18 protein-coding genes and 3 pseudogenes are annotated in these 22,764 nt (G+C 27.7%); 5 read left to right on the top strand and 16 right to left on the bottom strand.

Features of this window, described 5'->3' with window-relative positions; translation table 11 throughout:
• Positions 1-339 precede the first annotated feature (339 nt).
• Both BBA70_RS01325 and BBA70_RS01320 read right to left on the bottom strand, forming a co-directional pair.
• The gene (locus tag BBA70_RS01325) at positions 340-636 is read right to left on the bottom strand and encodes a single-stranded DNA-binding protein (RefSeq protein ID WP_238374429.1); all 297 of its coding nucleotides are present in this window, start codon (positions 634-636) and stop codon (positions 340-342) included.
• A 1,255-nt stretch (positions 637-1,891) separates the two neighbouring features.
• The gene (locus BBA70_RS01320) at positions 1,892-2,311 is read right to left on the bottom strand and encodes a hypothetical protein (RefSeq protein WP_252861511.1); all 420 of its coding nucleotides are present in this window, start codon (positions 2,309-2,311) and stop codon (positions 1,892-1,894) included.
• A gap of 389 nt (positions 2,312-2,700) precedes the next feature.
• On the opposite strand from BBA70_RS01320, the gene BBA70_RS01315 reads away from it, so the two are divergent.
• The 5 genes and pseudogenes from BBA70_RS01315 to BBA70_RS03920 all read left to right on the top strand — a co-directional run.
• Positions 2,701-4,716, top strand: a complete 2,016-nt coding sequence (locus BBA70_RS01315) for a DNA topoisomerase subunit B (protein ID WP_011412537.1) — start codon at positions 2,701-2,703, stop codon at positions 4,714-4,716.
• A gap of 97 nt (positions 4,717-4,813) precedes the next feature.
• Positions 4,814-7,317 (top strand): annotated as a pseudogene (gyrA, locus tag BBA70_RS03925) (DNA gyrase subunit A).
• A gap of 87 nt (positions 7,318-7,404) precedes the next feature.
• Positions 7,405-7,893: a tRNA (adenosine(37)-N6)-threonylcarbamoyltransferase complex ATPase subunit type 1 TsaE gene (tsaE, locus tag BBA70_RS01290; protein ID WP_011412535.1), complete on the top strand. Its 489-nt coding sequence runs from the start codon at positions 7,405-7,407 to the stop codon at positions 7,891-7,893.
• A gap of 91 nt (positions 7,894-7,984) precedes the next feature.
• The gene (gene tsaB / locus BBA70_RS01285; protein WP_011412534.1) at positions 7,985-8,575 is read left to right on the top strand and encodes a tRNA (adenosine(37)-N6)-threonylcarbamoyltransferase complex dimerization subunit type 1 TsaB; all 591 of its coding nucleotides are present in this window, start codon (positions 7,985-7,987) and stop codon (positions 8,573-8,575) included.
• Between the two features lie 273 nt (positions 8,576-8,848).
• Positions 8,849-9,104 (top strand): annotated as a pseudogene (locus BBA70_RS03920) (IS3 family transposase); the annotation flags it as partial.
• A gap of 410 nt (positions 9,105-9,514) precedes the next feature.
• Here the strand turns inward: BBA70_RS03920 and tsaD are convergent.
• The 14 genes and pseudogenes from tsaD to BBA70_RS01215 all read right to left on the bottom strand — a co-directional run bounded on the left by tsaD (position 9,515) and on the right by BBA70_RS01215 (position 22,306).
• Positions 9,515-10,501, bottom strand: a complete 987-nt coding sequence (tsaD, locus tag BBA70_RS01275) for a tRNA (adenosine(37)-N6)-threonylcarbamoyltransferase complex transferase subunit TsaD (protein WP_252861507.1) — start codon at positions 10,499-10,501, stop codon at positions 9,515-9,517.
• Positions 10,502-10,601: 100 nt separating this feature from the next.
• Entirely contained in the window at positions 10,602-10,859 is a 258-nt protein-coding gene (locus BBA70_RS01270; protein WP_011412531.1) for a 2-amino-4-hydroxy-6-hydroxymethyldihydropteridine diphosphokinase, read from the bottom strand.
• A gap of 710 nt (positions 10,860-11,569) precedes the next feature.
• Positions 11,570-11,707, bottom strand: coding sequence for a hypothetical protein (locus tag BBA70_RS01265; RefSeq protein ID WP_202943279.1), 138 nt, complete (start codon positions 11,705-11,707; stop codon positions 11,570-11,572).
• On the bottom strand, positions 11,697-12,104 hold the full coding sequence (locus BBA70_RS01260; protein ID WP_011412528.1) for a dihydropteroate synthase: 408 nt from the start codon (positions 12,102-12,104) through the stop codon (positions 11,697-11,699). The genes BBA70_RS01265 and BBA70_RS01260 overlap by 11 nt, the downstream gene beginning before the upstream one ends.
• Before the next feature lie 295 nt (positions 12,105-12,399).
• Positions 12,400-13,128, bottom strand: a complete 729-nt coding sequence (locus tag BBA70_RS01255; RefSeq protein WP_252861506.1) for a hypothetical protein — start codon at positions 13,126-13,128, stop codon at positions 12,400-12,402.
• A gap of 319 nt (positions 13,129-13,447) precedes the next feature.
• Positions 13,448-14,065 carry a DegV family protein gene (locus BBA70_RS01250; RefSeq protein ID WP_252861505.1) on the bottom strand — a complete coding sequence of 206 codons (618 nt, stop codon included), beginning with the start codon at positions 14,063-14,065 and terminating at the stop codon, positions 13,448-13,450.
• A gap of 103 nt (positions 14,066-14,168) precedes the next feature.
• Positions 14,169-14,945 carry a diadenylate cyclase gene (locus BBA70_RS01245; RefSeq protein WP_238374423.1) on the bottom strand — a complete coding sequence of 259 codons (777 nt, stop codon included), beginning with the start codon at positions 14,943-14,945 and terminating at the stop codon, positions 14,169-14,171.
• 191 nt (positions 14,946-15,136) lie between these two features.
• Entirely contained in the window at positions 15,137-17,806 is a 2,670-nt protein-coding gene (gene mgtA, locus BBA70_RS01240) for a magnesium-translocating P-type ATPase (protein ID WP_252861504.1), read from the bottom strand.
• 372 nt (positions 17,807-18,178) lie between these two features.
• Positions 18,179-18,774: pseudogene (gene rpsD / locus BBA70_RS01235) on the bottom strand (30S ribosomal protein S4).
• A 569-nt stretch (positions 18,775-19,343) separates the two neighbouring features.
• On the bottom strand, positions 19,344-19,499 hold the full coding sequence (locus BBA70_RS01230; RefSeq protein WP_011412522.1) for a hypothetical protein: 156 nt from the start codon (positions 19,497-19,499) through the stop codon (positions 19,344-19,346).
• Between the two features lie 88 nt (positions 19,500-19,587).
• Positions 19,588-20,295, bottom strand: coding sequence for a hypothetical protein (locus BBA70_RS03780; RefSeq protein ID WP_011412521.1), 708 nt, complete (start codon positions 20,293-20,295; stop codon positions 19,588-19,590).
• Positions 20,296-20,305: 10 nt separating this feature from the next.
• Positions 20,306-20,755, bottom strand: coding sequence for a hypothetical protein (locus BBA70_RS03775; RefSeq protein WP_011412520.1), 450 nt, complete (start codon positions 20,753-20,755; stop codon positions 20,306-20,308).
• A gap of 307 nt (positions 20,756-21,062) precedes the next feature.
• Complete coding sequence (locus BBA70_RS01220) at positions 21,063-21,458, bottom strand: SVM family protein (RefSeq protein ID WP_011412519.1); 396 nt, start codon at positions 21,456-21,458, stop codon at positions 21,063-21,065.
• 269 nt (positions 21,459-21,727) lie between these two features.
• The gene (locus BBA70_RS01215) at positions 21,728-22,306 is read right to left on the bottom strand and encodes an SVM family protein (protein WP_011412518.1); all 579 of its coding nucleotides are present in this window, start codon (positions 22,304-22,306) and stop codon (positions 21,728-21,730) included.
• Positions 22,307-22,764: the final 458 nt, after the last annotated feature.

The raw sequence follows: 22,764 nt of genomic DNA, 5'->3' as shown, positions 1-22,764 counted from the left end.
CCTTTATTTTTTACTTCTATTGTGTTTTTTGTAAAATTTTTGATAAGATTTTTTTGATTCTTTTTCTAGGTGCCATTTTGGGGCTTTATCTCAGTTTGAAGATTATCTGTGGGTGTTATAATTATTAGGTGAATATTTTAATTTTTTTACTGAGATGTTAATTATATCCATAATTTAATAATAGTATTTTTATTATTATTACATAATAATATGACACTTTTTAATTAAATATCGAGATGAAGAGAAAAGGGTTATATTTTTCTATATTTTTTTATAAAAAAGCATAATTTACGTAAAAATAATTATAATTTAATCTTATATGTCATTTTTTTCGGTTTTTTAATATTTATTTTTCCAGTTAAAAGATAAAATTTCTTTAGATTTATTGTCTAAAAAGATTATATTATTAATAATCACTTTAGTATTTTTTTGGATAGAAATTGTTCCTTTAGGGCAAATTTTAGAACCTTTATGTAAATATTTATCCATGTTTTCAGTTTGGTTTCTAAAAACTACGCATGGGATAAATTGGGTTATATCTTTGATATTAACAGCTAATTGTAAATCAATTTTGGGTATTTGTTCATTATTGCTGTTAATGTATTGTTTTTCTAAATCTTGGTTTAGATGACCAATTAATTAGACTTTGCTTGACATAGCTTGACATAATTTTATTTCTCTTCTATATATTTTTTTAATAGTGACGTTTTTAATGTTTTTGATTTGTGTTATTTTTAAATGAAGTTGTTCAGTGATTTTGGAGTTGGTATAAAACTTTGTATCATCTTAGTTAATATTTACTAAAGGAATACAAAAATTTAAGTGGATAATCTGAAATACCTTTTGGACTTAATTTTTTTGTTAGTTGATTTAAAAAAATATGATTAACTTTTTTAACCATAATTGATGAGTATTAAATATTTTATCCCAATTGGGGTTGTATCTATTTTTCTTCTTTAATTAAAATTAGATGATAATATTTAAATTGCTTAACTAATTTTTTGACTAATGTCACTAATTGTGAATGAAATTTAATTAATTGATCTAGTATTTCTAAATTCTTTTTGTTTTTTAAAAAACAAAAAAGTGTCTAAACTTTTGGAACACCTTATTAACTAAAGCAATTACCTTTCATCAAATAATTTTTAACAGCAGCTTTAATAGCTTGAGCTAATTTTGCATTAACTGCTGTTTGAACTTCTGTATTTTTGAATACTTAAGTTAATTCTTTTGTAACAAAAGATTTTTTTAACTTATTATGCAAAACCTGCAACTTTATCTTTAACTTGTTGTAAACATTTTGCAGTTGTAATTAATTAATCTTTGTTAATTTTATCTTTAACGACTTCTTTATCTGATTATTGGACTCATTTAGCCAATTCAACATTAATATCTAGGTCTAATAATTCTTGTACAACTCGATTAGCTTCTGTATCTTTGTCTCAATATGCCCTAATATTAATATTACTCATATTAAAAATAAAAATAAACCAACTAAAAATAAAAAACTAAAAACTAAAAGAGTTCTACTCTTCTTACTTAAATTATTTTTTGTATTTGTAGTGTGCCACACCTTTTCTTCTTTTTTATTTTTAATAAAAATAGCAAATATTAAGAGATTAATGACTTACTATTAACTATATTATAACGTAAAAAAAGAAATAAAAATTATAATTTTTTTCATCATTTATAATTAATGATAATGAGATTCAAAAATTTACTAAAAATATTTTATCTTCTTTTATCTTGAATATAAACTTCTTAAAAAAATTACAAATTAAGGCAGTTTAATTTATAAATTATATAATTGTTTAAAGTTTTTATTTATTAGCTTGTTTTTGTTTATTAGAATAAAGAAATCCTGCAGAAACTGATAATACTACTAATACCGCTAAAAAACAAAGTAAGAATTTAGATTGTTCTTTATCTTTGGTTTTATCTTTTTCTTTTTTTCTTGTTCTTGTAGTTTTTCAACTGTTGGGACAACTGCGTCACCTTCTCCAAAAGTTTTAACTGTGGTTTTAATTCCTTCAGTATTTAATTCAGTTTTAGTAACTGCATTATTTTCTCCTAAAGTTTGTGCTGTTACTTTGTTTCCTTCAGGAGATGTTTCAGTTTTAGCACCATTATTGGTTTCTTTTACAACTTCTTTAGGAACTTTTCCTTCACTATCTTCAGTAGTTAAAGTTGTTTTGTCTACTTGTGTTACTGCTCCAACTATTTGATAAATATCAAATAAAGAAATAAAAAGTACACTTAAAAATAAACTAAAAAATAAAAAAAATTTCTTGCCTAAGCTTACTATTTGCATTTATGTTTGTCCTTCCTTTTACAATATTAATATAGCAAAACGAAATTGCTATTACTTCTATTATAACTCAAAAAGTCAATTTAGAGTATTTTTTACTCACTAATTGTAAAAAACACAAAATAACTAGTTTTTATGTTATAATATGTTGTGATTAAGTTGTATAAAATATCATCTTTTTATCCAAATTATCAAAAACAATAATAAATATTTTACCAAAAAATAATGAATTAAAAAATAATTGATAAATATTTTTCATTAATTAATATTTTGCTATTGAAAAGTTTTTTATTTATCTTTTTTTGCATGTTTTGCATATTTTAAAAATTTTATTCTTTAATCTTTAATCTATTTTTAATATTTTATAAATTTACAAAAAAGGAGCTATTCTTTTGAAAAATTACAATGCTGATAGTATTCAAATTTTAGAAGGTTTGGAAGCAGTTCGCAAAAGACCAGGAATGTATATTGGTTCGACTGCTCAAAAAGGACTTCATCATTTAGTCTGGGAAATTGTTGACAATTCCATTGACGAAGCTTTAGCAGGACACGCTAACAACATTACTTTAGAAATCCTACCTGGAGAAATTATTAGTGTTTCTGACAATGGTAGAGGAATCCCAGTTGATATTCACCCCAAAACAGGAAAACCAGCAGTAGAAACAATCTTAACTACTCTTCATGCTGGAGGAAAATTTGACAGTTCTTCTTACAAGGTTTCAGGAGGGCTTCATGGTGTAGGAGCCTCTGTGGTAAATGCTCTTTCTAATTGGTTTACTGTAGAAATTCGCCTTAACAAACAAATCTATTTTCAAAAATACGAAAAAGGAATTGCAGTTTCACCTTTGGAAGTAATTGGGGGAACTAACAAAAGAGGAACTACTATCCAATTTTTATCAGACCCCGAAATTTTCCAAGAAACTACCATTTATAACTTTGATACTCTCAAAGAAAGAATGCAACAATTGTCTTTTTTAAACAAAGGTCTTAAATTAAAAATTGCTGACAAAAGATACGAAAAAGAAACTGTTTTTAACTTTTGCCATGAAAAAGGATTACAAGACTACATAGATTTTATTAACACTAGCCACAAACAAATTCCTTTTCACGAAATTTTTTATCTGGAAAAAGAAGCTCAAAAACTAGCTTTTGAAATTGTCTTTGAATACACTACCCAACTCCGTCCTACCAAAAAAGACGAACAAGGAAACGAAATAGAAGAAAAAGAAGACAAAGACACTATTCCTAGATACACTCAAAGCCAAAAAATCTTTTCTTTTGTTAACAATATTCCTACTCATGAAGGAGGAACTCACGAAGAAGGTTTTAAATTAGCCCTAACCCGTGTTATTTCTAAATATGCTAAGGAATTCAATCTTTTAAAAAAAGATGAACATTTATTAAGTGAAGACATCTTAGAAGGAATTACTGCTATTATTTCTTTAAAACATCAAGACCCTCAATTTGAAGGACAAACTAAAGCTAAACTAGCAAATACTGAAGTAAGACAAATTACATCCCAATTGTTTGGCGAATTTTTAGAAAAATATTTATTAGAACATCCCCAAGATTCAAGGAAAATAATTGATAAATGTCTTCTTTCTGCAAATGCCCGTCTAGCTGCTAAACGTGCTCGTGAAGTAGTAAGAAATAAGCCCCTTGATTCTTTAGGTTTTGCCTCCAAATTAGCTGATTGTAGAAGCAAAGACCCTCATATTTCTGAACTATACATTGTCGAAGGAGATTCAGCGGGTGGTTCTGCTAAACAAGGAAGAGACTCGCGTTTTCAAGCCATCCTTCCTTTGCGTGGTAAAGTCCTTAATGTGGAAAAAAGTCTAGATGCCAAAATTCTTACCAATAAAGAAATTAAATCCTTAATACAAGCAATTGGTGCAGGAATTAACATCGGTAAAGGCAAAGACTTTAATGTAGATAAAATCCGTTATCACAAAATTATAATTATGACAGATGCCGATGTTGATGGAGCCCACATAAGAACTTTACTATTAACTTTCTTTTTCAGACATTTTCGCGAATTAATTGAAAAAGGATATATCTATTTTGCTCGCCCTCCTTTATACAAATACCAAAAAGGAAAAGGAACTCCAAAATATTTTTACGATGAAAAAACCAAACAAACTTTTGCAAATAAAAACAGCTTAAAAGATGGGTTCCAAAGATACAAAGGACTTGGAGAAATGAATCCTAATCAACTTTGGGAAACAACTATGGACCCAGAAAATCGTACTCTTCTCAAAGCAAGTCTCAAAGATGCCCTTAATGCTTTAAGTGATGAAGAAGCTTTAATGGAAACAGACCAAACTTTTAACATGTTAATGGGAGAAAAAGTCTTACCGAGAAAAAACTTCATCTTAGAAAAAGCCTTAGAAGCTGATTTAGACGTTTAATTAAAAAATATTTTAATAAAACTAAAACTAACAAACTATAACATTAAATAACAACTTATATATATATATATATATATATATAAAAAAGAGGTTAAAAATGAGCGACCATAAAACTCAAAACAATGAAGCCAACATCCACAAACCCCACGATCATGGCAAAATTCAAGAAGTAAACTTAAGTGAAGAGATGAAAAAATCCTTCTTAAGTTATGCAATGAGCGTAATTGTATCAAGAGCTTTACCAGACATTAAAGATGGCTTAAAACCAGTCCAAAGACGTATTTTATATAGTATGAAAGAATTAGGCGTCTACAGTCACGCAAGCTACAAAAAAGCAGCTCGTGTAGTTGGGGATGTTATGGGTAAATATCATCCTCATGGCGATTCAAGCATTTATGAGGCGATGGTAAGAATGGCTCAAGATTTTAGTTACCGTTATCCTTTAGTAGACGGTCACGGAAACTTTGGTTCAATTGATGGCGACAAAGCAGCAGCTATGCGTTATACTGAAGTTAAAATGGCAAAAATGGCGATGGAACTAATCAAAAACATTGACAAAGAAACAATTGATTTTGTTGATAATTACGATGGAACTGAAAAAGAACCATTAGTACTTCCAACAGCTCTTCCCAACTTATTAATTAATGGAGCTACAGGAATTGCAGTAGGAATGGCCACCAAAATCCCTACTCACAATTTAGGCGAAGTCATTGATGGTTTAATTAACTACATTAATAATAAAGACATTTCTATTGATGAGTTAATGCAACATATTAAAGGACCTGATTTTCCTACTGGTGGTGAACTTTTAGGCTTACAAAGTTTAAAAAGTGCTTATCATACAGGACAAGGAGCTGTTATCTTAAAGGCTAAAAGTCACGTTTTAGAAGAAAGAGGAAAAACTTCAATTATTGTTACAGAAATTCCTTATCAAGTAAAAAAACTGATCTAATTGAAAAAATTGCTTTTCTAGTTAAGAACAAAATAGTAGAAGGAATCACAGACCTTAGAGACGAATCCAGTCGAAAAGGAATGAAAATCGTAATTGAACTTAAAAGAGACGCTAACGCCAAAATTATTCTTAACAAACTCTACAAACATTCCCAATTAAGAATTTCTTTTGGAATCAATATGGTTGCCTTAGTTGGGAAAACTCCCCAATTAGTTTCTTTAAAACAAATCTTAGAAGCTTTTTTCAATTTCCGCATCGAAGTTATTAACCGACAAAAAAGCTTTGAACTCAAAAAAGCAAGCGCAAGAAAACATTTAGTAACGGCCCTTATCACTATTTTAGAAGACATCGAAATTGCTATTAAACTCATCAAAACTTCTACAGATGTCAAAGAAGCCCAAAGAAAATTAATGCAAAAATACAATTTTGACGAAATACAAAGCAAAGCCATTTTAGAAATGAGCCTTCAAAGACTTTCTAACCAAGAAACTCAAAAACTTATCACCGAAGAAAAAAACCTCACTCAAGAAATTTTAGAATGTAAAAGTATCATTGATTCCCAAAAGAAAAAAGAACGCATTTTAGAAAAAGAACTTCTAGAAATGAAAAAAAATACCAAGATGACAGAAAAACTACCCTCAATTTTGATGCTCCCCTAAACTTTGAAGACGAAGACCTAATCGAAAAAAAGCCTATCATTATTACAATTACTAACAAAGGCTATATAAAAAGCATGGATATTGATACTTACAAACAACAAAAAAGAGGCGGACAAGGCGTTTCTGGTATGAAAATCTACGAAGAAGACTTCATTGAACATCTAGCAATTACTTCTACTCACGATTATCACTTATTTTTTACTAACAAAGGCAAAGTCTATCAACTCAAAGGCTACGAAATTCCTTTAGGTCAAAGACAATCCAAAGGAAGCCACCTTGTTAATTTCTTACCATTCGAAAAAGACGAATTTTTAACTTCTTTTACCAGTATTAAAAACTTTGATCAATCCCAAGATTACTTATTCTTTGCTACCAAAAAAGGTATAGTAAAAAAACACCTCTCAAAGAATACAGTCACATTTCCAAAAGAGGACTTATCGCAATTAGACTAAAAGAAAACGATGAAGTCCTTACAGTAAAAAAACCACAGGCATTAAAAACATCATTCTAGCATCTAACAATGGCAATGCTATTTGTTTTTGCGAAACCAAAATTAAAAGCATTAGTCGCAACAGTATGGGTGTAATTGGGATGCGTCTTGGAAGTGATGAATTCTTAGTAGGAGCTGCTTTATTTGATGTTGATTCCAAAGAACAAAACATTTTAGTAATGACTGAAAACGGCTTTGGAAAAATCACCAATGTCAACCAATACCGCATTCAAGCGCGTAGTGGCAAAGGCTCTAAAACTATCAAAGTAAACGATCAAAAAGGAAGACTTATAACACTACAAGTAGTCCTACCTTCAGATGATCTTATTGTTTCTTCTGACAAAGGACAAGTAGTAAGAGTTGCAATTGACCAAATCACCAAAACCAAAAACAAAGCTACACAAGGAACACGCATCATCAAATTAAAAACAGGTCATAAAGCAGTTTCAGTAGCAGTTGTCAAAAAAGAAGTACTTGATATAGATGTCGTAGAAAATTAATTTTAAACCAACATTAAAAAAAAAAACAAAAGAACAAATGACTTATCATTATTATTTTAATATCATAATTAAAGGTCTAAAACGTACATGAAAACCAAAATATATTTAGAAGCAATTACTAACACCCCAAAAGAAAGCCAAATATTAGGCTACAATTTAGGAAAAAAAATCGTCAATCAAAAAAGAAACACTCCAAAAGAAAAACAAAGCAAAACAATCATTTTATTGCAAGGATCTTTGGGTTGTGGAAAAACTATCTTTACTAAGGGCTTTATTAAAAGTTTCGCTATCCTTCAAAACATTTGTAGTCCTACTTATGTCATTTCTAAAACCTACAAGAACAAATTACACACTATTTGTCATCTTGATTTATATCGCACAAACCTTGAACCTGAATTTTTAGAAGAACTATTAGAAGACCTTACTTATCAAGATTTTGTTATAGTAGAATATTTTCAAAATTGCAGTTACCTTTTTCCTGATTTTGCTTTTTTAGTAGAAATGACATTTTTAAATGAAACTAAAAGAAAAATTACTATATATCAAAATGACAACCTCGATAATAAAAATAAATAATTAAAAAATGATATGAAAAATACTTATACCAAAAATCAACCTTTAATTTTTTTTATAATTTTCCAAACAAACTTTTGAAAGCGATAAAACAATGAATCACAAAAACATTTTAATTCTAGATAATGCAACCAAAAGCCAAATAGTTATTTTAGTCATCCAAGGAAAAATTACTACTTTCAAATCCCGCCTTGGCAAAAACGATTATGTTCCTTACATGATTCCTTCAATTGAAAGCGTCTTACAAGAAAATAATTTAGGTATAAACAACTTAGATGCTTTAATAGTTGGTGTGGGCCCTGGTTCTTATACTGGCACTCGTGTAGCAGTTCTTACAGCCAAAATGTTAGCCTTCAACTTGAAAATACCTTTATACCAAATAAGCAGTCTATTGCTTTTATCTAGTGGTTATTCTTATGCTTCGCTTACTCCCTTAATTGATGCTAGAAGTAATGCTTTTTTTGCTTTAAGCCTCAAAGACAACCACATTTGCTTAACCGAAGGTAGATTTGAGAGTAATTTCTTGAAATCTTTTCCTAATCATTTATTAATTGAGCCAACTGCTATCAAAATAGATTTGCGCACCATCAAGGAATTTGCAAAAATTGTTTCCAATCCCCATTTATTAATTCCTAACTACTTAACTAAAACCCAGGCAGAACGCAATTTAGAAAAAATTGATTGAAAAAAAGTAAAAATGTTTTTTTAAATAATGAAATAATCCCAAAAGAGACTTTTTAAGTCTCTTTTTTTATATAAAAAATTGCAAGGAAAACAATCATGATATACAGATTAATGAGCAAACAGCACAGAAGAAAATAAATTAATAAATTGACCTCCTCAATCAGGCAAGTCTTGGGATGCAACTTATAACAAAAAGAAAAAACTCCAAAAGATGCTATAAAGATAATGATGAAATACTCAATCAGAAAAAACAAAAAAGTTAATTAGGTAGGCACTAAATAAAAAAGGTTTTTTAATCAGCATGTCGAGAAAAGCTAATCAATGTAATAAAGACGTAATTGAAATCCTTTTCGATCAAATGAAAACTATCTTACAACATCAACATATTTTTTATTTCAAAAATCACACGAAAAATTAAAAAAATAATCAATTATTTCCCTAAATTTTGGAACAATCAATGGATTTTAGTTAAATTAAATTATTCATCCCTTATCAATATTACTAAAGTCTTATATAAATTATTTTTTTAATTTTTAGCCTTGAAAAAAAGTTATTTTTGCACATTTTTTTAACCAAAATAACACAGTTATGTAAAAAAATATAATTGCATTTTCTTAACGGAATTTTAACTTTTTTTACCTAACTATATAGTATAAAGGTAAAATATTTAAAAAAATAGTTGATGTATGTTATCAAGAAGTTAAAAATATTTTAGAAAAAATAAAGCATTAGTGGAAAAATAAATCAGGCTTTATTAGAAAAAAAGACACCCTTAATCAAAGTGAAGTTTATGCTTTGAAAGAAGAAGAAAAAGAACAATTTTGAAATAAACAATAAAGAAAAAGCAAATACCACCAACAACCAAACAAAAGGTAAAAAAATAAAAGATTCCCTTTTAGGAATCTTTTTTTCATTATATTCAAAGGAGAGTTATCAAAAATCAAAAAAACAAGTTAGGTTTTGCCGTAAGATCATATTTTTTAGAAGCTTTGGTAATTTGATTCTGATAATAAGCCGCAATTCCTATCATAGCAGCTTGATCAGTACAATATTGTAAACTAGGAAAAATAACTTCCAAGTTAGAAAAAGATGTCATAAACTTTTGTCTTAAACCAGAATTAGAAGCAACTCCACCAACAACAATTAATTGTTTAACATGATATTTGGTTAAAGCTCTTTTGGTTTTTTCACACAAAACATTAATAACGCTGGTTTGAAAAGAAGCGCATAAATCAGGAATATTGATATCTTTTAGGTTTTGCTTCATCACTAAATTTACCAAAGTACTTTTTAATCCTGAAAAACTAAAATTAAGATTGTCATTTTTTAAATAAGGACGTACCAGATGATAAGTGTCTTTTCCTTGTTGGGCTAATTGATCAATCAAAGGTCCTCCAGGATAAGGCAAATTAAGGTTTTTAGCAATTTTATCATAAACTTCTCCTACTGCATCATCAATAGTAGTACCCAAAGGTTTGATTTGGAGATGATCCGTAAGATAAAAAAGATCGGTGTGGCCTCCAGAAACTAAAAGTACTAAGGCAGGAAATTTAATTTCATGTTCAATTTGAGCAGAATAGATATGCCCTAATAAATGATTTACTCCCAAAAGAGGCTTTTTATAAGTGTAGGCGAAAACATTAGCGGCGTTAATGCCCACTAACAACGAACCCACTAAACCAGGTCCTTGAGTAACTGCTACTAAATCAATTTCTTGGGGTGTGAGATGTGCTTCTTTAAGGGTTTGTTGTAATGCCAAGGTCATAAATTGAATATGTTTTCTAGAAGCTATTTCAGGGACTACTCCACCAAAAATTTGATGATCTTTAATTTGCGAAAAAACTACATTAGAAAGTACTTTTTTACCATTTTGAGTAACTGCACAACTCGTTTCATCACAACTAGTTTCGATTGATAAAATGTTCATATAATTTCCTTTTTATAATTTTATTTTTACATTAATAAATGATATTTTTAAATAATTAAGTTGTCTAAAAATGAAACAGTTAGAAATTTTTTAAAAAAGGTTAATACCATTGATTATTTTCAATTATTTTAACTGCATTTTGATCTAATTGGTTTTTCCATTCTAAAATAGTTTTGGTTTGTGTTATTTGGTTAGGCAAAATATCTGCTAAAAAAGTAAGGACAAAAATTCTTTCTAACATATATGGATGAGGAATAGTTAATTTAGGATTTTTACAAGTGTGATTACCAAAAAACAAAATATCTAAATCAATAGTAAGTGGAACCAATAATTCCATGTGTTTTATTTTGAGCTTCATTTTTACAGATAATAAAAAACTAAAAAAGTAAAAGGGATAAGGTAGTTTTGATTAGAAAAGCAGCTTTTAAAAATAAAGGTTAGTATGTTTTTTTTACAAGGAAAAGTTTCATACAAAGTAAAAACTTTCAAAACTTCGCATTTAGGATGCGAATTAATCATTTGTTTTGTGGGTTCTTTACTTGTGTATAATTGTAAACAAAATTGGCAAAATATTTGTTTTTGAAAAATATTTAATAAGTTTGACAAGTAATAAATTCCTTTTTTAAGAATGTGTTTTGTTTACGTTTTTTATGTTGCAAAAATTAATTTTTTTCATTCTTTTAAAAGTGATAATTTTTAAAATATATTTATAATAATATTTATATTTTTTCATTAAAGTATATCTCAAAAGCAAACTATTTTGATTAATTTTGACATTATGCACTCAAAAAATCGAAGCCCCTTTAGTTCTTAACAAAAAATTAGAGCAGCATCAGTAATGGCTTCTAAAGATTATACTTACAAAATGCCTTCAGTTTTAATTATAGCTTGGAAAAATCTTTTGCGAGAAAGACCTACCAATATAGGTCATTCCCATTTTAGTTAATTATTCAAAATCTTTTATAATATCAAAGTTTTCATCAATATTTTTTAAAAAAATAAATCAAGGATTCATCACTATTTCCTCTGTTGCAATTTGAGCTTGTTTGGCAATTTGTAAGGAATGATTTAAAAATAAAATTGGTCTTGCAATTTATTAGAAAGGTTTTTGTGAGTTCTGCCTGTATGAATAATGCAAACGCCTTCATTTAATGCAGCAATTGTTTTTGCCATTTGATGATTTTGTTGAAATCCACTAAACATCATTGATAATATGAGCTCCTGATTTAATGGCTAATTTAGCAATTTGAAAATGATAAGTATAAACAGAGATAATGGCTTTGGGGTGGTGCGATAATTCTTTAATAACATGCAAAATGGGTTTTTGTTCTTCTAAAGGAGTAATTAGAGTTGCTCCTGGGCGAGTAAATTCGCATCCAATATCAAGGATATCAGCACCTTCTTTGAGACAACAAAGAGCATGTTTAACTGCTTTTTGAGTGGCAAAATGTTGGTTGCCATATGAAAAAGAATCAGAAGTAACATTAATAATTGCCATAATTAAGGCTTTATGAAAGATTTCAATTTGGCGTTTGTGAGACAGTTTCCATATTTTTAGGATGTTTGAAATAGAAATTATTTTACTAAAAGAAATTTTTATCATTAAAGAACGTTACCAAAAGACACAAAAAAATGTTTTTTCATCAATTCATTTTATAAAAAAATAATAATTTTAGGATTTTATTTTATTAATATAAATTTTTTTGTAATAAATTAATCTTTTTCTAAAATAAATATCAAGAAAAAAGAAAAGACCGTGCTGATACGGTCTTCGCTTATTTGAAAAATTAAGTATTGAAATAAATAAGCAATTTATATAATTTAAAATTTTAAAGGAGCTTAAAATTAAAAATAGTTATTACTTGCAAATAACAAATAATAAAAATATCAAAACAACATTATGTTTTTTCTATTCTATATTTTATATGCAATTTTTTTTCTTTAGTTACGTATTCAGAAGGAAAAACTTCAGAAGCATAAATGGTAAATTGAAAAATAATTTTTTTTAAATTACCGTTTGTATCAATAATAACTGGTTTGTTTTTATTGTCATAAGGAACAAAACTTTGTTGGGGTTGTTCTTTGTATTTCCAAAAAATCTGAACATTAAAAATTTTTTTTAATTGTTCGTTTAAATCAAGGTTTTCAAAAAAATAATTAATATCTAGTTTAATATTTTTTCCTTTTATAAAAGTTAATTTGTCATTTTGAGTTTTTAGAGTGGCTTCTTGTTCAAAAATAACTCTATCTGTTTGTTCTGTTGTCATTAAAAAACTATGCTCTTTAGGAACTAAAAATTTTTTATTGGTGTCGTGAAGATCTGCGGGGTTGGAAACTAACAATTCTGCAGGAGCAGCAATTTTTAATCCAAAATTACTATCACTTTTTAATTTATGCCAATCTTCTATAGCATAAGCTATGGTTGTAATAAAAAAAATAATACTAAAACCAAAAGTATTTTGAAAAAAATTTTTTTCTTTGGTAAAATGTAGGCACTTTTTTTGGTTCTTTCTAACATCAAGGATATAAAAATATAATGTAACTAAATATATAGTTACATTATATTGTATCTTAAAATAGCTAAAAAGATAATCAAAAAGATTATTTAAGTGTTTTTTATAAGGCAAATTTTGAAAATTTTTGGGATAAAAAGATTGTTTTAACAAAAACCGGGATTAAAAAAATATGCAATTATAAGTTAATCTGTAATTTCGTTAAGATAAAATCCAAATCCTTTATAGCCAATATGAGCCGCCACTACAGGAGAAATAGCACCATAAAGAGTAACTTTAATTTGAGGATTTGCTAAGTTTGTGATTTGTGCTAAAAGTTTTTTGGCATCTTTGTCATCATCTACATAAATAACTTGAATATCAAGTTTATTATTTGTGGTTTTGTGTTCTAATATTTTTTTAAGACAATAGTTAAAACAGTTTTTTAAGTTTCTTACTTTTTTTCGATTGATAAAACTCCTTGTTGAAATTTTAAAATGGGGTGTATTTTCAAAAGGTTACCAATTAAAAATCTAAATTTAGAGATACGCCCATTATAAGCCAATATTTTTAAATTATTAATAGTACATAACAAAAAACCTTTTAGCTTTTCTTCATTAATTTTATCAGTGATTGTTTGGGGGCAAACATCAGGTTTTTGAGTAAGCCAATCATTAATTCTTTGTAAGAAAAAATAAACTCCAGGGCCAATATTTTGAGTATCAATAACAGTAATATTGGGATTTTTAAGCATTTTTTTAGCTAAAAGAGCACTATTATGAGTGCCACTTAGTTTACTGGATAAAGTTAAACAAATAACGTGTTTATATCCTAAGTCGAATTGTTCCTGAAAAGCTTTAATAAAAAGCTCTGGATTGGGTTGGCTGGTAGTTACTTTTTGTTTGTTTTCAATAAAATTTAGTAAAGTAGTGTTGTCAATAGTACCATCCATATAGCTAGTTTCTCCAACAATTAATGTTAAAGGCACTACTGAAATATCTTCAAAAAAGTTTTTTCCATAAGTATTTCCGCAAGTAGAATCAACTACGATGCCTAATTTTCGTTTATTCATTTATTTGTTTCCTTTTCGGTTTATTTGGGGTTTGAGGTTAGTAGGGATTATTTTATTTTATAAAATTGGGTTATATTTTATTTATTTTTAATTTTTATTTTAATTAATTCATAAAAATAGCCAAATATTCTTGAAGTTTTTCTTGTTCGTTAGTTTGAAACATCATCCCTTCTAAAGCAATAGAAATATTTCCTGTTTCCTCGGAGACAACAATTGTCATGCTATCCGTAGTTTCGCTAATTCCCAAAGCTGCACGGTGGCGCGAACCAGTTTTTTTATCTAAGTAATCAGCTGATGAAGACAAGGTAAAATAGGCACTAGCACACAAAATTTTGTCTCCTCTAATAATAACTGCTCCATCATGTAAAGGGGTGTTGGGAGCAAAGATGTTTAACAACAATTCTTTAGAAACATTGCCATCAATTAAGATAGCTTTTTGAGCGTATTGTTCCAAAGTATTATTTTTTTCAATCGTAATTAAGGCTCCTATTTTGCGCGAAGCAAGTTCTAAAGTAGCTTTAATAATTTCTTTTTGAGTATTATCTCCACCCATAAAAAAGTTTTTTCGTTTGATATTCCAATGTTTAGACCAATTATTAAAAACAACTCTTAAATAAGGAGCTTTGATGATGATAATACTAGTTAGAATAAAATTTAATAAACAATCATAAATGTTTTTAGAAATGTCTAAACTAAGATATCTTTTAAAAATAGGTTCAACAAAAGTATCGTGGTAGCTTTTCAAACCATAAACAAAGGAAAATAACAGCAAAAATAAAAATACAATATTTAAAACTTGATATTTGCGTAAGAAAAAATGAAAAAAAATAAAGATGCACAAAAACAAAAAAACTGTCCATAAAGGGGAAGTACCAAACATAGAAATTCCTTTCAAAAATGATTATCGATAAATTGAAAAAAATTGGAAGGCGATAAAGGGGGGGGTGTTAGAAAGCAAAACAATCAATTTATAATTAATTTTTGACAAACAAAAAACCAAAGCAAACCATTTTTATTTTGAAATAATAAAATAATACAAAGGTAACAAATAACAAAATTAATCAATACAACTTATAATAATTGTTTGTGTTTTTGAATAAATATTTTTTTAGCCCATATCATAACTAATGAATAAATAACTACTAAAAATAACAAAAAGGGGAAAATTGTAGTTTTTTCAAAAATTGATTGATCTAAATGAAGCGCTTGACTTACAATAGGTATTAAAGGAAGGAAAGTAGTAATTATCAAACCTAGACAACAACATACCATAATAAGGAAAGAGGGAAGGTTTTTTTGATTGTTTTTAGCAATAATTTTGTCAGTTCTCAGTAAGAAAATGGTTAATGTTTGTGACCACATTGAAAAAATAAACCAACTAGTTTGGAATAATCGATCGTTTTGGGATAAGTTTTTTAAAAGAAATTTCATTCCAATTAAAAAAGCAAAATCCAACAAGAAAGAACAAAAACCAAACCATAACATAAAACTTTTAATGCTTGCAAAATCCCATTTACATGGTTTTTGTAAATAAAAATCATCAACATTATCAAAAGGAATAGCAAAACAAATCAAATCATATATAAGGTCTAAAAATAAAACTTGTAAAACTATCATAGGTTGAAAATTAAGGCATAAACTAGCAAGTAAAATACTGAGAGAATTGGCAAAATTAGACGATAGAGTAAATTTAATGTATTTAAGGGCGTTAGTATAGGTTTTTCTTCCTTCTAAAACTCCTTGTTCTAAAACGGTAAGTTGTTTTTCTAATAAAATAATATCTGCAATTTCTTTAGTAATTTCAGCACCACTATCGACACAAATACCTAAATTAGCTTGCTTCATGGCAGAAGCATCATTAATGCCGTCTCCCATAAAAGCAACGATATTGCCTTTTTGTTTGAAAACAGATACAATTCTTGCTTTTTGTTCGGGGGATAATTTAGTAAAGAGATTGGTTTTTTGAGAAGCTTCGTAAAGAGCATCATCGCTTAAATTATCAACAACACTCCCTTGAAGACAATAAGTTGTTTGAATATTTAATTTTTGGGCAATAGCTTTAGTAAGAATATCGTTGTCTCCTGTAAGGATTTTAACGATAATACCTTTTTGTTGCAAAGAAGAAATTGTTTGGGTTGAACTTTCTTTAATGGGATCTAAAAAAGTAAGCAATCCGATTAGAACCATTGATTTTTCTTCAATTTGTCCAGGAGTAAAACAAGGTTGTTGCTTGGGATTTGAGATAAGTTTTTGGGCTACTCCAACTACGCGATAACCTTTTTGATTGTAAGTTATGGTTTGTTGAAGGACTATTTGTTTGCTTTGGTCACTCAAAGGAACAACTTTGCCTTCAAGTTCTACATGATCACAAATAGAAAGTATTTCTTCAATTGCTCCTTTAGTAATCATTTGTTGTTTTTGTGAGGCATCTTGTATTACTACACTCATTTTTCTTCTTTTAAAATCAAAAGGAATTTCATCAATTTTGGTAAATTGTGCAGTAATTCCTTGTAAAGAAGGATGTAGAGTTTTGGCATTATTTGTTTTGGTAATGATGGCTTTATCAATTAAACTTTTAAGCCCTGTTTGAAAAAAACTATTCAGATAGGCATGACGCAAAACGCGTATATCTTCGTTGCCGTTAAGGTCTAAGAAATTTTCCAAAAAGATTTGGTCTTCAGTAAGGGTTCCTGTTTTGTCAGTAAATAAAATATTCATTGCTCCAAAACTAGAAATAGCATTTAGGTTTTTAACAATTACTTTGCGCTTAGATAAAGCAACAATTCCTTTAGAAAAAGAAGTAGCAACAATTAAGGGAAGCATTTTGGGAGTAAGTCCAAAAGCAATGGTAAGAGCAAAAAGGAATGATTGTAAAAAAGTATTTTGAGGTTTGTAAAAATTGAATAAAAATACTAAAGGTGCCATTAAACAAATACATATCATAAGCAATTTAGCAATGGTATTAATGCTTTGATCTAAGTGTGAAAGGGATTTTTTTTTAGTAATTTCCTGGCTGATATTGCCTAAATAAGTGTCTTTGCCGGTGACTAAAGCAATACCTGTAGCATAACCAGAAATAACAGTTGAACCTGCCAAAACTAATTTAGGATCATCTAAAATTGTTTCACTTTGTAAAAAAGAACATGCCATTTTTTCTACCGGTTCTGATTCACCAGTAAAAGTTGTTGTTTTTACAAAAAAATCTTTGGTTTCTAATAATTTAATATCAGCTGGAATAACATCTCCTGCCGAAAGAATAACAATATCTCCTCTTACTACTTCTTCTAAAGCAATTTCCATTTTAAAATTATTGCGTTTGACTGCAGTTGTGTTTTGTACCAAAGTTTTTAATTGAGAAGTAATTTTTAAATGTTTGCTTTCTTGACTAAATTGGACAATTACAGAACCCAAAAACATTAAAATAGTTGTTATAACGGTAGAATAACTTCTATTTTCTTGACTGGGAGTAAGAACATCATTAAACAAAGAAATAAGAGTTAAAATTAATAAAACAATATTAAAAGGAGTAATTGCAATTTGGAGCAATTGTTTAGTAAAACTGGTTTTAGTTTCTTGGGATAAAATATTTTTACCATACAAACTTTGATGCAACATTACTTGTTTTTGATCTAATCCTTTCAAAGAAGAATTAAGGGTTTGTAAAGTTTTTTCTTGGGATTTTTGACTCATAGTTTTTAAAAAATCAATTGTTTCTTGGCGTTTCAAATTTACTTTTTTCATATTAAACAATTCCTTTTTTTGAGATTTTTAAAAGTTAAAGTTGATCAAAAGCAATTAAAACTGAAACTTTAATAATTGATAATTAGGGCAAAATGTTAAATAAATGATATTAGTTTACAAAAATATTATATTATAAAAAGCTATGTTCATTATAGACAATAATTTTATGATGGTTGGTTTTTTGTTAGTTTATCTTATGCTTATTATATTTTGTTTTATAATTATTATTTTATGTAATGAGTTATCTTAATTATCGATTTATTAATAATAAATTAGTTTTGGTTGCCTTTCATTATATAATGACAACTAATTAACTACTATTTTATATATTCCAAATACACAAAAAAACACCCTAATTAAAGGGCGTTTAAGTTATCTATTATAATATTCAACTATTAACTGTTCGTTAATATCTGGTAAAAATTCGTTTCTTTGAGGGTATCTTACATATTTACCCACTAATTCTTTATCTAAAGAAACATAATCTGCGCGAACAAACTTACTATTTAAAGCTTCTTGTACAATATTTAGATTTTTAGATTTTTCTCTTAAAGTAACTGTTTGCCCTGGTTTTAAACGATAAGAAGCAATATCTACTTTTTTTCCATCTACTAAAATATGGCCGTGATTAACTAATTGTCTTGCTTGAGCTCTTGTTTTGGCAAATCCTAAACGATAAACTACGTTATCAAGACGAGATTCTAATAGTACTAAAAACATTTCACCATGAATCCCTTTTAGTTTACTTGCATTATCAAAAGTTTTGCGAAATTGCTTTTCTGATACGCCGTAAGTGAAACGTAATTTTTGTTTTTCTTGCAATTGAAAACCATAATCACTTAATTTAACTTTTTTTGACCGTGTTGTCCTGGACCATAAGCTCTTTTGTGCAATTCTTTTCCAGTTTCTGAAACCGAATAATTAAGGCGTCTTGAAACTTTCCAAAGCGAACCTGTATAACGTGACATTTGTAAACTCTCCTTTTTTAAGGTAAGTTTGTGTAACTAAAATAATTAATAATCAACTGCTTTCTTTTCTTTCTTAAACAGCAAAGAATTACTTGGAAAAGCCTCTAAAAGGCAAGGGATTGGTTTAATTATTTTAGCTACATCTGTTTTACCATCAATAATATTTTATAAAAAAAAGATGAAATAGTCAAGTGTTTTAGTGATTTTCTTTTAATTTTAGTTAGTTTAGGGAATGTTTTTTGTTTATGTTTAGTTATTTGGATATAAAAAACCCAAACTAAGTAAATAGTTTGAGGTGGGGAATTATAAATGATGTTTTATTATTTTATAGTTAATGAATTATTTTTTTATATTTTGTTTTTTGTTATGAAATTTCAACAAAAAAACCAAACTTTTTTTACAGTTTGGGCTAAAATATTCATTTTACTGGGGGGGCAAATTATTGTAGGTAATTAATTATTTATTAATTCGCTTTGGAAAAGGGTAAAAGTTTGTTATTTAACTAAAAAATTTAACACCTACTATAAACCTTTTTTAGGAAGTGGTGTTCTCTATTTTTATTTAAAACCTCAAAAAGCGATTTTTGAACTGTTCCAAAGCTTTAGACACTTTTTTAAAAATTCTTTAAGACTAACTAAAGGAATAACAATGCCTAATGTAGGTAAAATCCAATTTCTTCTAAAAGTTTTTTTACTGAAATAAGAACGTCTGTAATTTCTCGCCATTTTAATCTCCTTTTTTATTATTTAATAAGAAAAATATTTTTTAGTATTTAGAAACAATAAGGAAACCAAATTAAAAGTTGGTATTTTTTTAATGGTTCTTTAATCGCCTACAATATTCGAGGATATCTGGTTTTTTAGGCGGTCGGGTTGTGTCTAAGAATTGATAATAAGTTCTTGTTTGCCAACGATCACCACCAGAACAACAATCGTTTCCGTCGATATACCAATCATCATATCTCCAACCTTCTTCATATTTATAATAATGGGTATTACCATTTTCATCATAAAGGGTTCTAGATGAACGACCTAATTTGTTTCTAATTGCTTCTCCTTGGTAGGTACAGCCATATTTGATATAACATTGTTTTAGCCATTTAATAAAATCTGGTTGATAGTCCATTAAAATATCTTTTTTTGGTTGTGTATCACTACAAGTAATCCGATATATTTTATCTTCAGTTTCAAAAATATTTTCTACTAAATTAATAGTAAATGAAATGAATGTTTCATTGCCGCTTGCAGATCTTCTGTTATATTTTCCTTCATAAGCGTATAATTTGTTGGCTCTTTTCCAATCTCGGATAGCTTGGTAGGGATTAAGAGAGTCTGGAAGGTTAATGTGGATTACTCTTTTTTCAATGTTGAAGGCGAAAAGATAGATGTTTTTAGCGCCATTGGAAAGTTTTAAGAGATCTTCGATGTTTCTTTGTTGAGGTTTCACGATGCGAATCCCATCATCAAAATAAATAGCGTCAATATCAATTTCATGGAAAGTTTTTGATGTTAAAGGTGCCACTAAACAAGTATTAGGTGTGATGTTGCAACATCCTAATTTGATGAGTTTGGGTTTTTTGATAATGTTGTTGTTGATTAATTATTTCTTCTTTATTTTGACCGACGAAGATATTGATACTATTAATTTTTATATTAGGTTTATCTTTGTTAGGTTTTTGTTTGGCATCCCAGAAGATAAAGGCTTCTTCGATGGCGATTTCGTTTTTGAGGAGATCTTCTAAGGTGTATTTGTAATCTTCATAAGCAGGATATTGGATATTAAAAGGATTAGGACGATGTTTAAAATAGACTCCTAAAAGGCCTGAAGGAGGGTTTTTTAGGTACCAATAGAGTTTAATTCCTTGATAACTGTTATAACTAGGTATATTCGGATTTATAAAACCATTGCATTGAAGATTAAAATAGTTTAAGATGTTAGGGATATATCCTCTATCTAGAACATTGATGTCATATCTTTTCATTTTTGGTTGGGTTTTTAACCATTCTTGTTGAAGGGTTTGGTAGTCGGCGAGTTTGATTTTAGATTTTGTTTGTTTGCGAAAATAATTATGGGCGAAAATAGGTTTAATGAATAAAATAGTGATTAATAAAGAAAGGGTTATAAAAACTTTTTTAAAGGTTTGGTTTTAATCATGATTTGTTTGCCTCCTTTGGTTTTTAGTTTATGGCCTTAACGATGGATGTATTTTGTTGTTTGGATAAAAGAAAAAGACCCTAGGGAGGGTCTTTTGGGAATTTATTTAATTTTTGTATGTATTATTTATTATTTTAATAATTTATATTTAATTTTGTTAATTGTTGATTAAAATCGTTTATTAAATGGTATAAAATTGGGTTATTATAATAACCTCTATTGATAATTGTATTTCTTTGTTGTTCTAGATTTTTAATCATATTTATATAACGAAAATATCTTTTATTTAATATAGATTTAGTTTTTTGATCTCCGTTAGATGCAGATAACATAAATAATTCTTGTTTTTTTACGGACAAACTCCAAATCTTATTGTTTATTAGACATAAATGTTCCTCTGATGCTCTTGAATCTAATAAATTATTGTTTTCCATTGCCATTACTTGATTATTGTTCAAAATAAATGATAATCCTATAAAAGTTATTAAATAAAGATAAATTAGGTTCAATTGGTTTTTTAATTTTAACATTAATTAAATCTCCTTTAATTGTTTTATTCCTTAAATTTTAACATATTGGAAATTGTTAAATTTTATCACCATTTAGAATTGGCTCTTTTAATATATTTGGCTTCTTTTAATTTATCGTTATTGCGTTTATCTTTAAAAATGGATAAACTACAGATAACAGGATTAAAGTGAAGGTTGAATTCGGTTAGTTAAAAGTTGGAGTCATCCGCTCTTGTACGACCAAGGCAGTAATCTTTGTGTTGAATTTGTAATTTAAAAAATTAATTATTTTAACGTCTTTGAGAAGAACGATTACGAGATAAATTAATTCGAGGCATAGGTGATTGATTTCTTATTTGTTCTAATATTGTATTTATATTGTTTTGATTTTGATTTATTCTAATTTGTGTATTTCTTAAAAGATTAATTTGTTCTTCTGAAACATAAAGAGGCATGTTATTGATAATTGTTGTCATTTCTTGCATTAATGAGGAATGTAGATTTTCTAATTCTGTTATTTCATTATTTAAAATTAAATTTATAGTTATTTGTTGTTGAATATCTAAGTGTCTTTGTTGAGTTATAATAATTTGTTGATGTATTAATTCTAGTTGATCAAATAAAAGTTTTTTTTCTGTTTCTGATACTTGATGTTCCAAAGCATTAATAACTTCTTGTGCTTTTGTTTGTTGAGAAACTAATAAATTTTGATAATTTCTATATTCTTCTAAAGAATTATAAACATGTTCGCTTGTTCCAACGTTATTATTATTCATCGCAATAACTTGATTCATATTAATAAATAATAAACCTATAAATACAAATAAATAAATACTAATTATTTTAAATTGATTTTTTAGTTTTAACATTAATTAAATCTCCTTTTTTTACCCCTCATTTGGGTTGATTTCGTAGAGGGAGTTAAGTTTAATAGAAAATTCGTTTTTATATTCAAACAACATTTTATCATAATTCTTTTGTAATCTGTTTTTTTCTTTTTCGGCGCGTTGGAGTTGTTCAGTTAATGATTTTATTTTATCAAATCCATCTTGGGGATTAAGTTCACTTATTTGTTTATTATAACCGTCGCATTCTTTTTGATATTCTAATATTATTTTTTGTCTATCTTTTTGTAATTATAAACATAATTTCCAACTATTTTTTATTTTGTCAATTTCGTTTTTTTCTTCTTGAGAAAGATCATTTAGAAAGATCATTTATTGTTAAAACTTCGTTTTCATTTTCTGATAAAATATAATTTTTTATTATATCAAATTTTTCTTTAGTTATTTTAATTTTAGATTTTGGTGTTTCTATTTCGCGTTTG

It is taken from the genome of New Jersey aster yellows phytoplasma, from assembly GCF_002554195.1.
Classification (GTDB): Bacteria; Bacillota_I; Bacilli_A; order Acholeplasmatales; family Acholeplasmataceae; genus Phytoplasma.
This window is presented reverse-complemented; position numbering and strand designations above follow the sequence as displayed.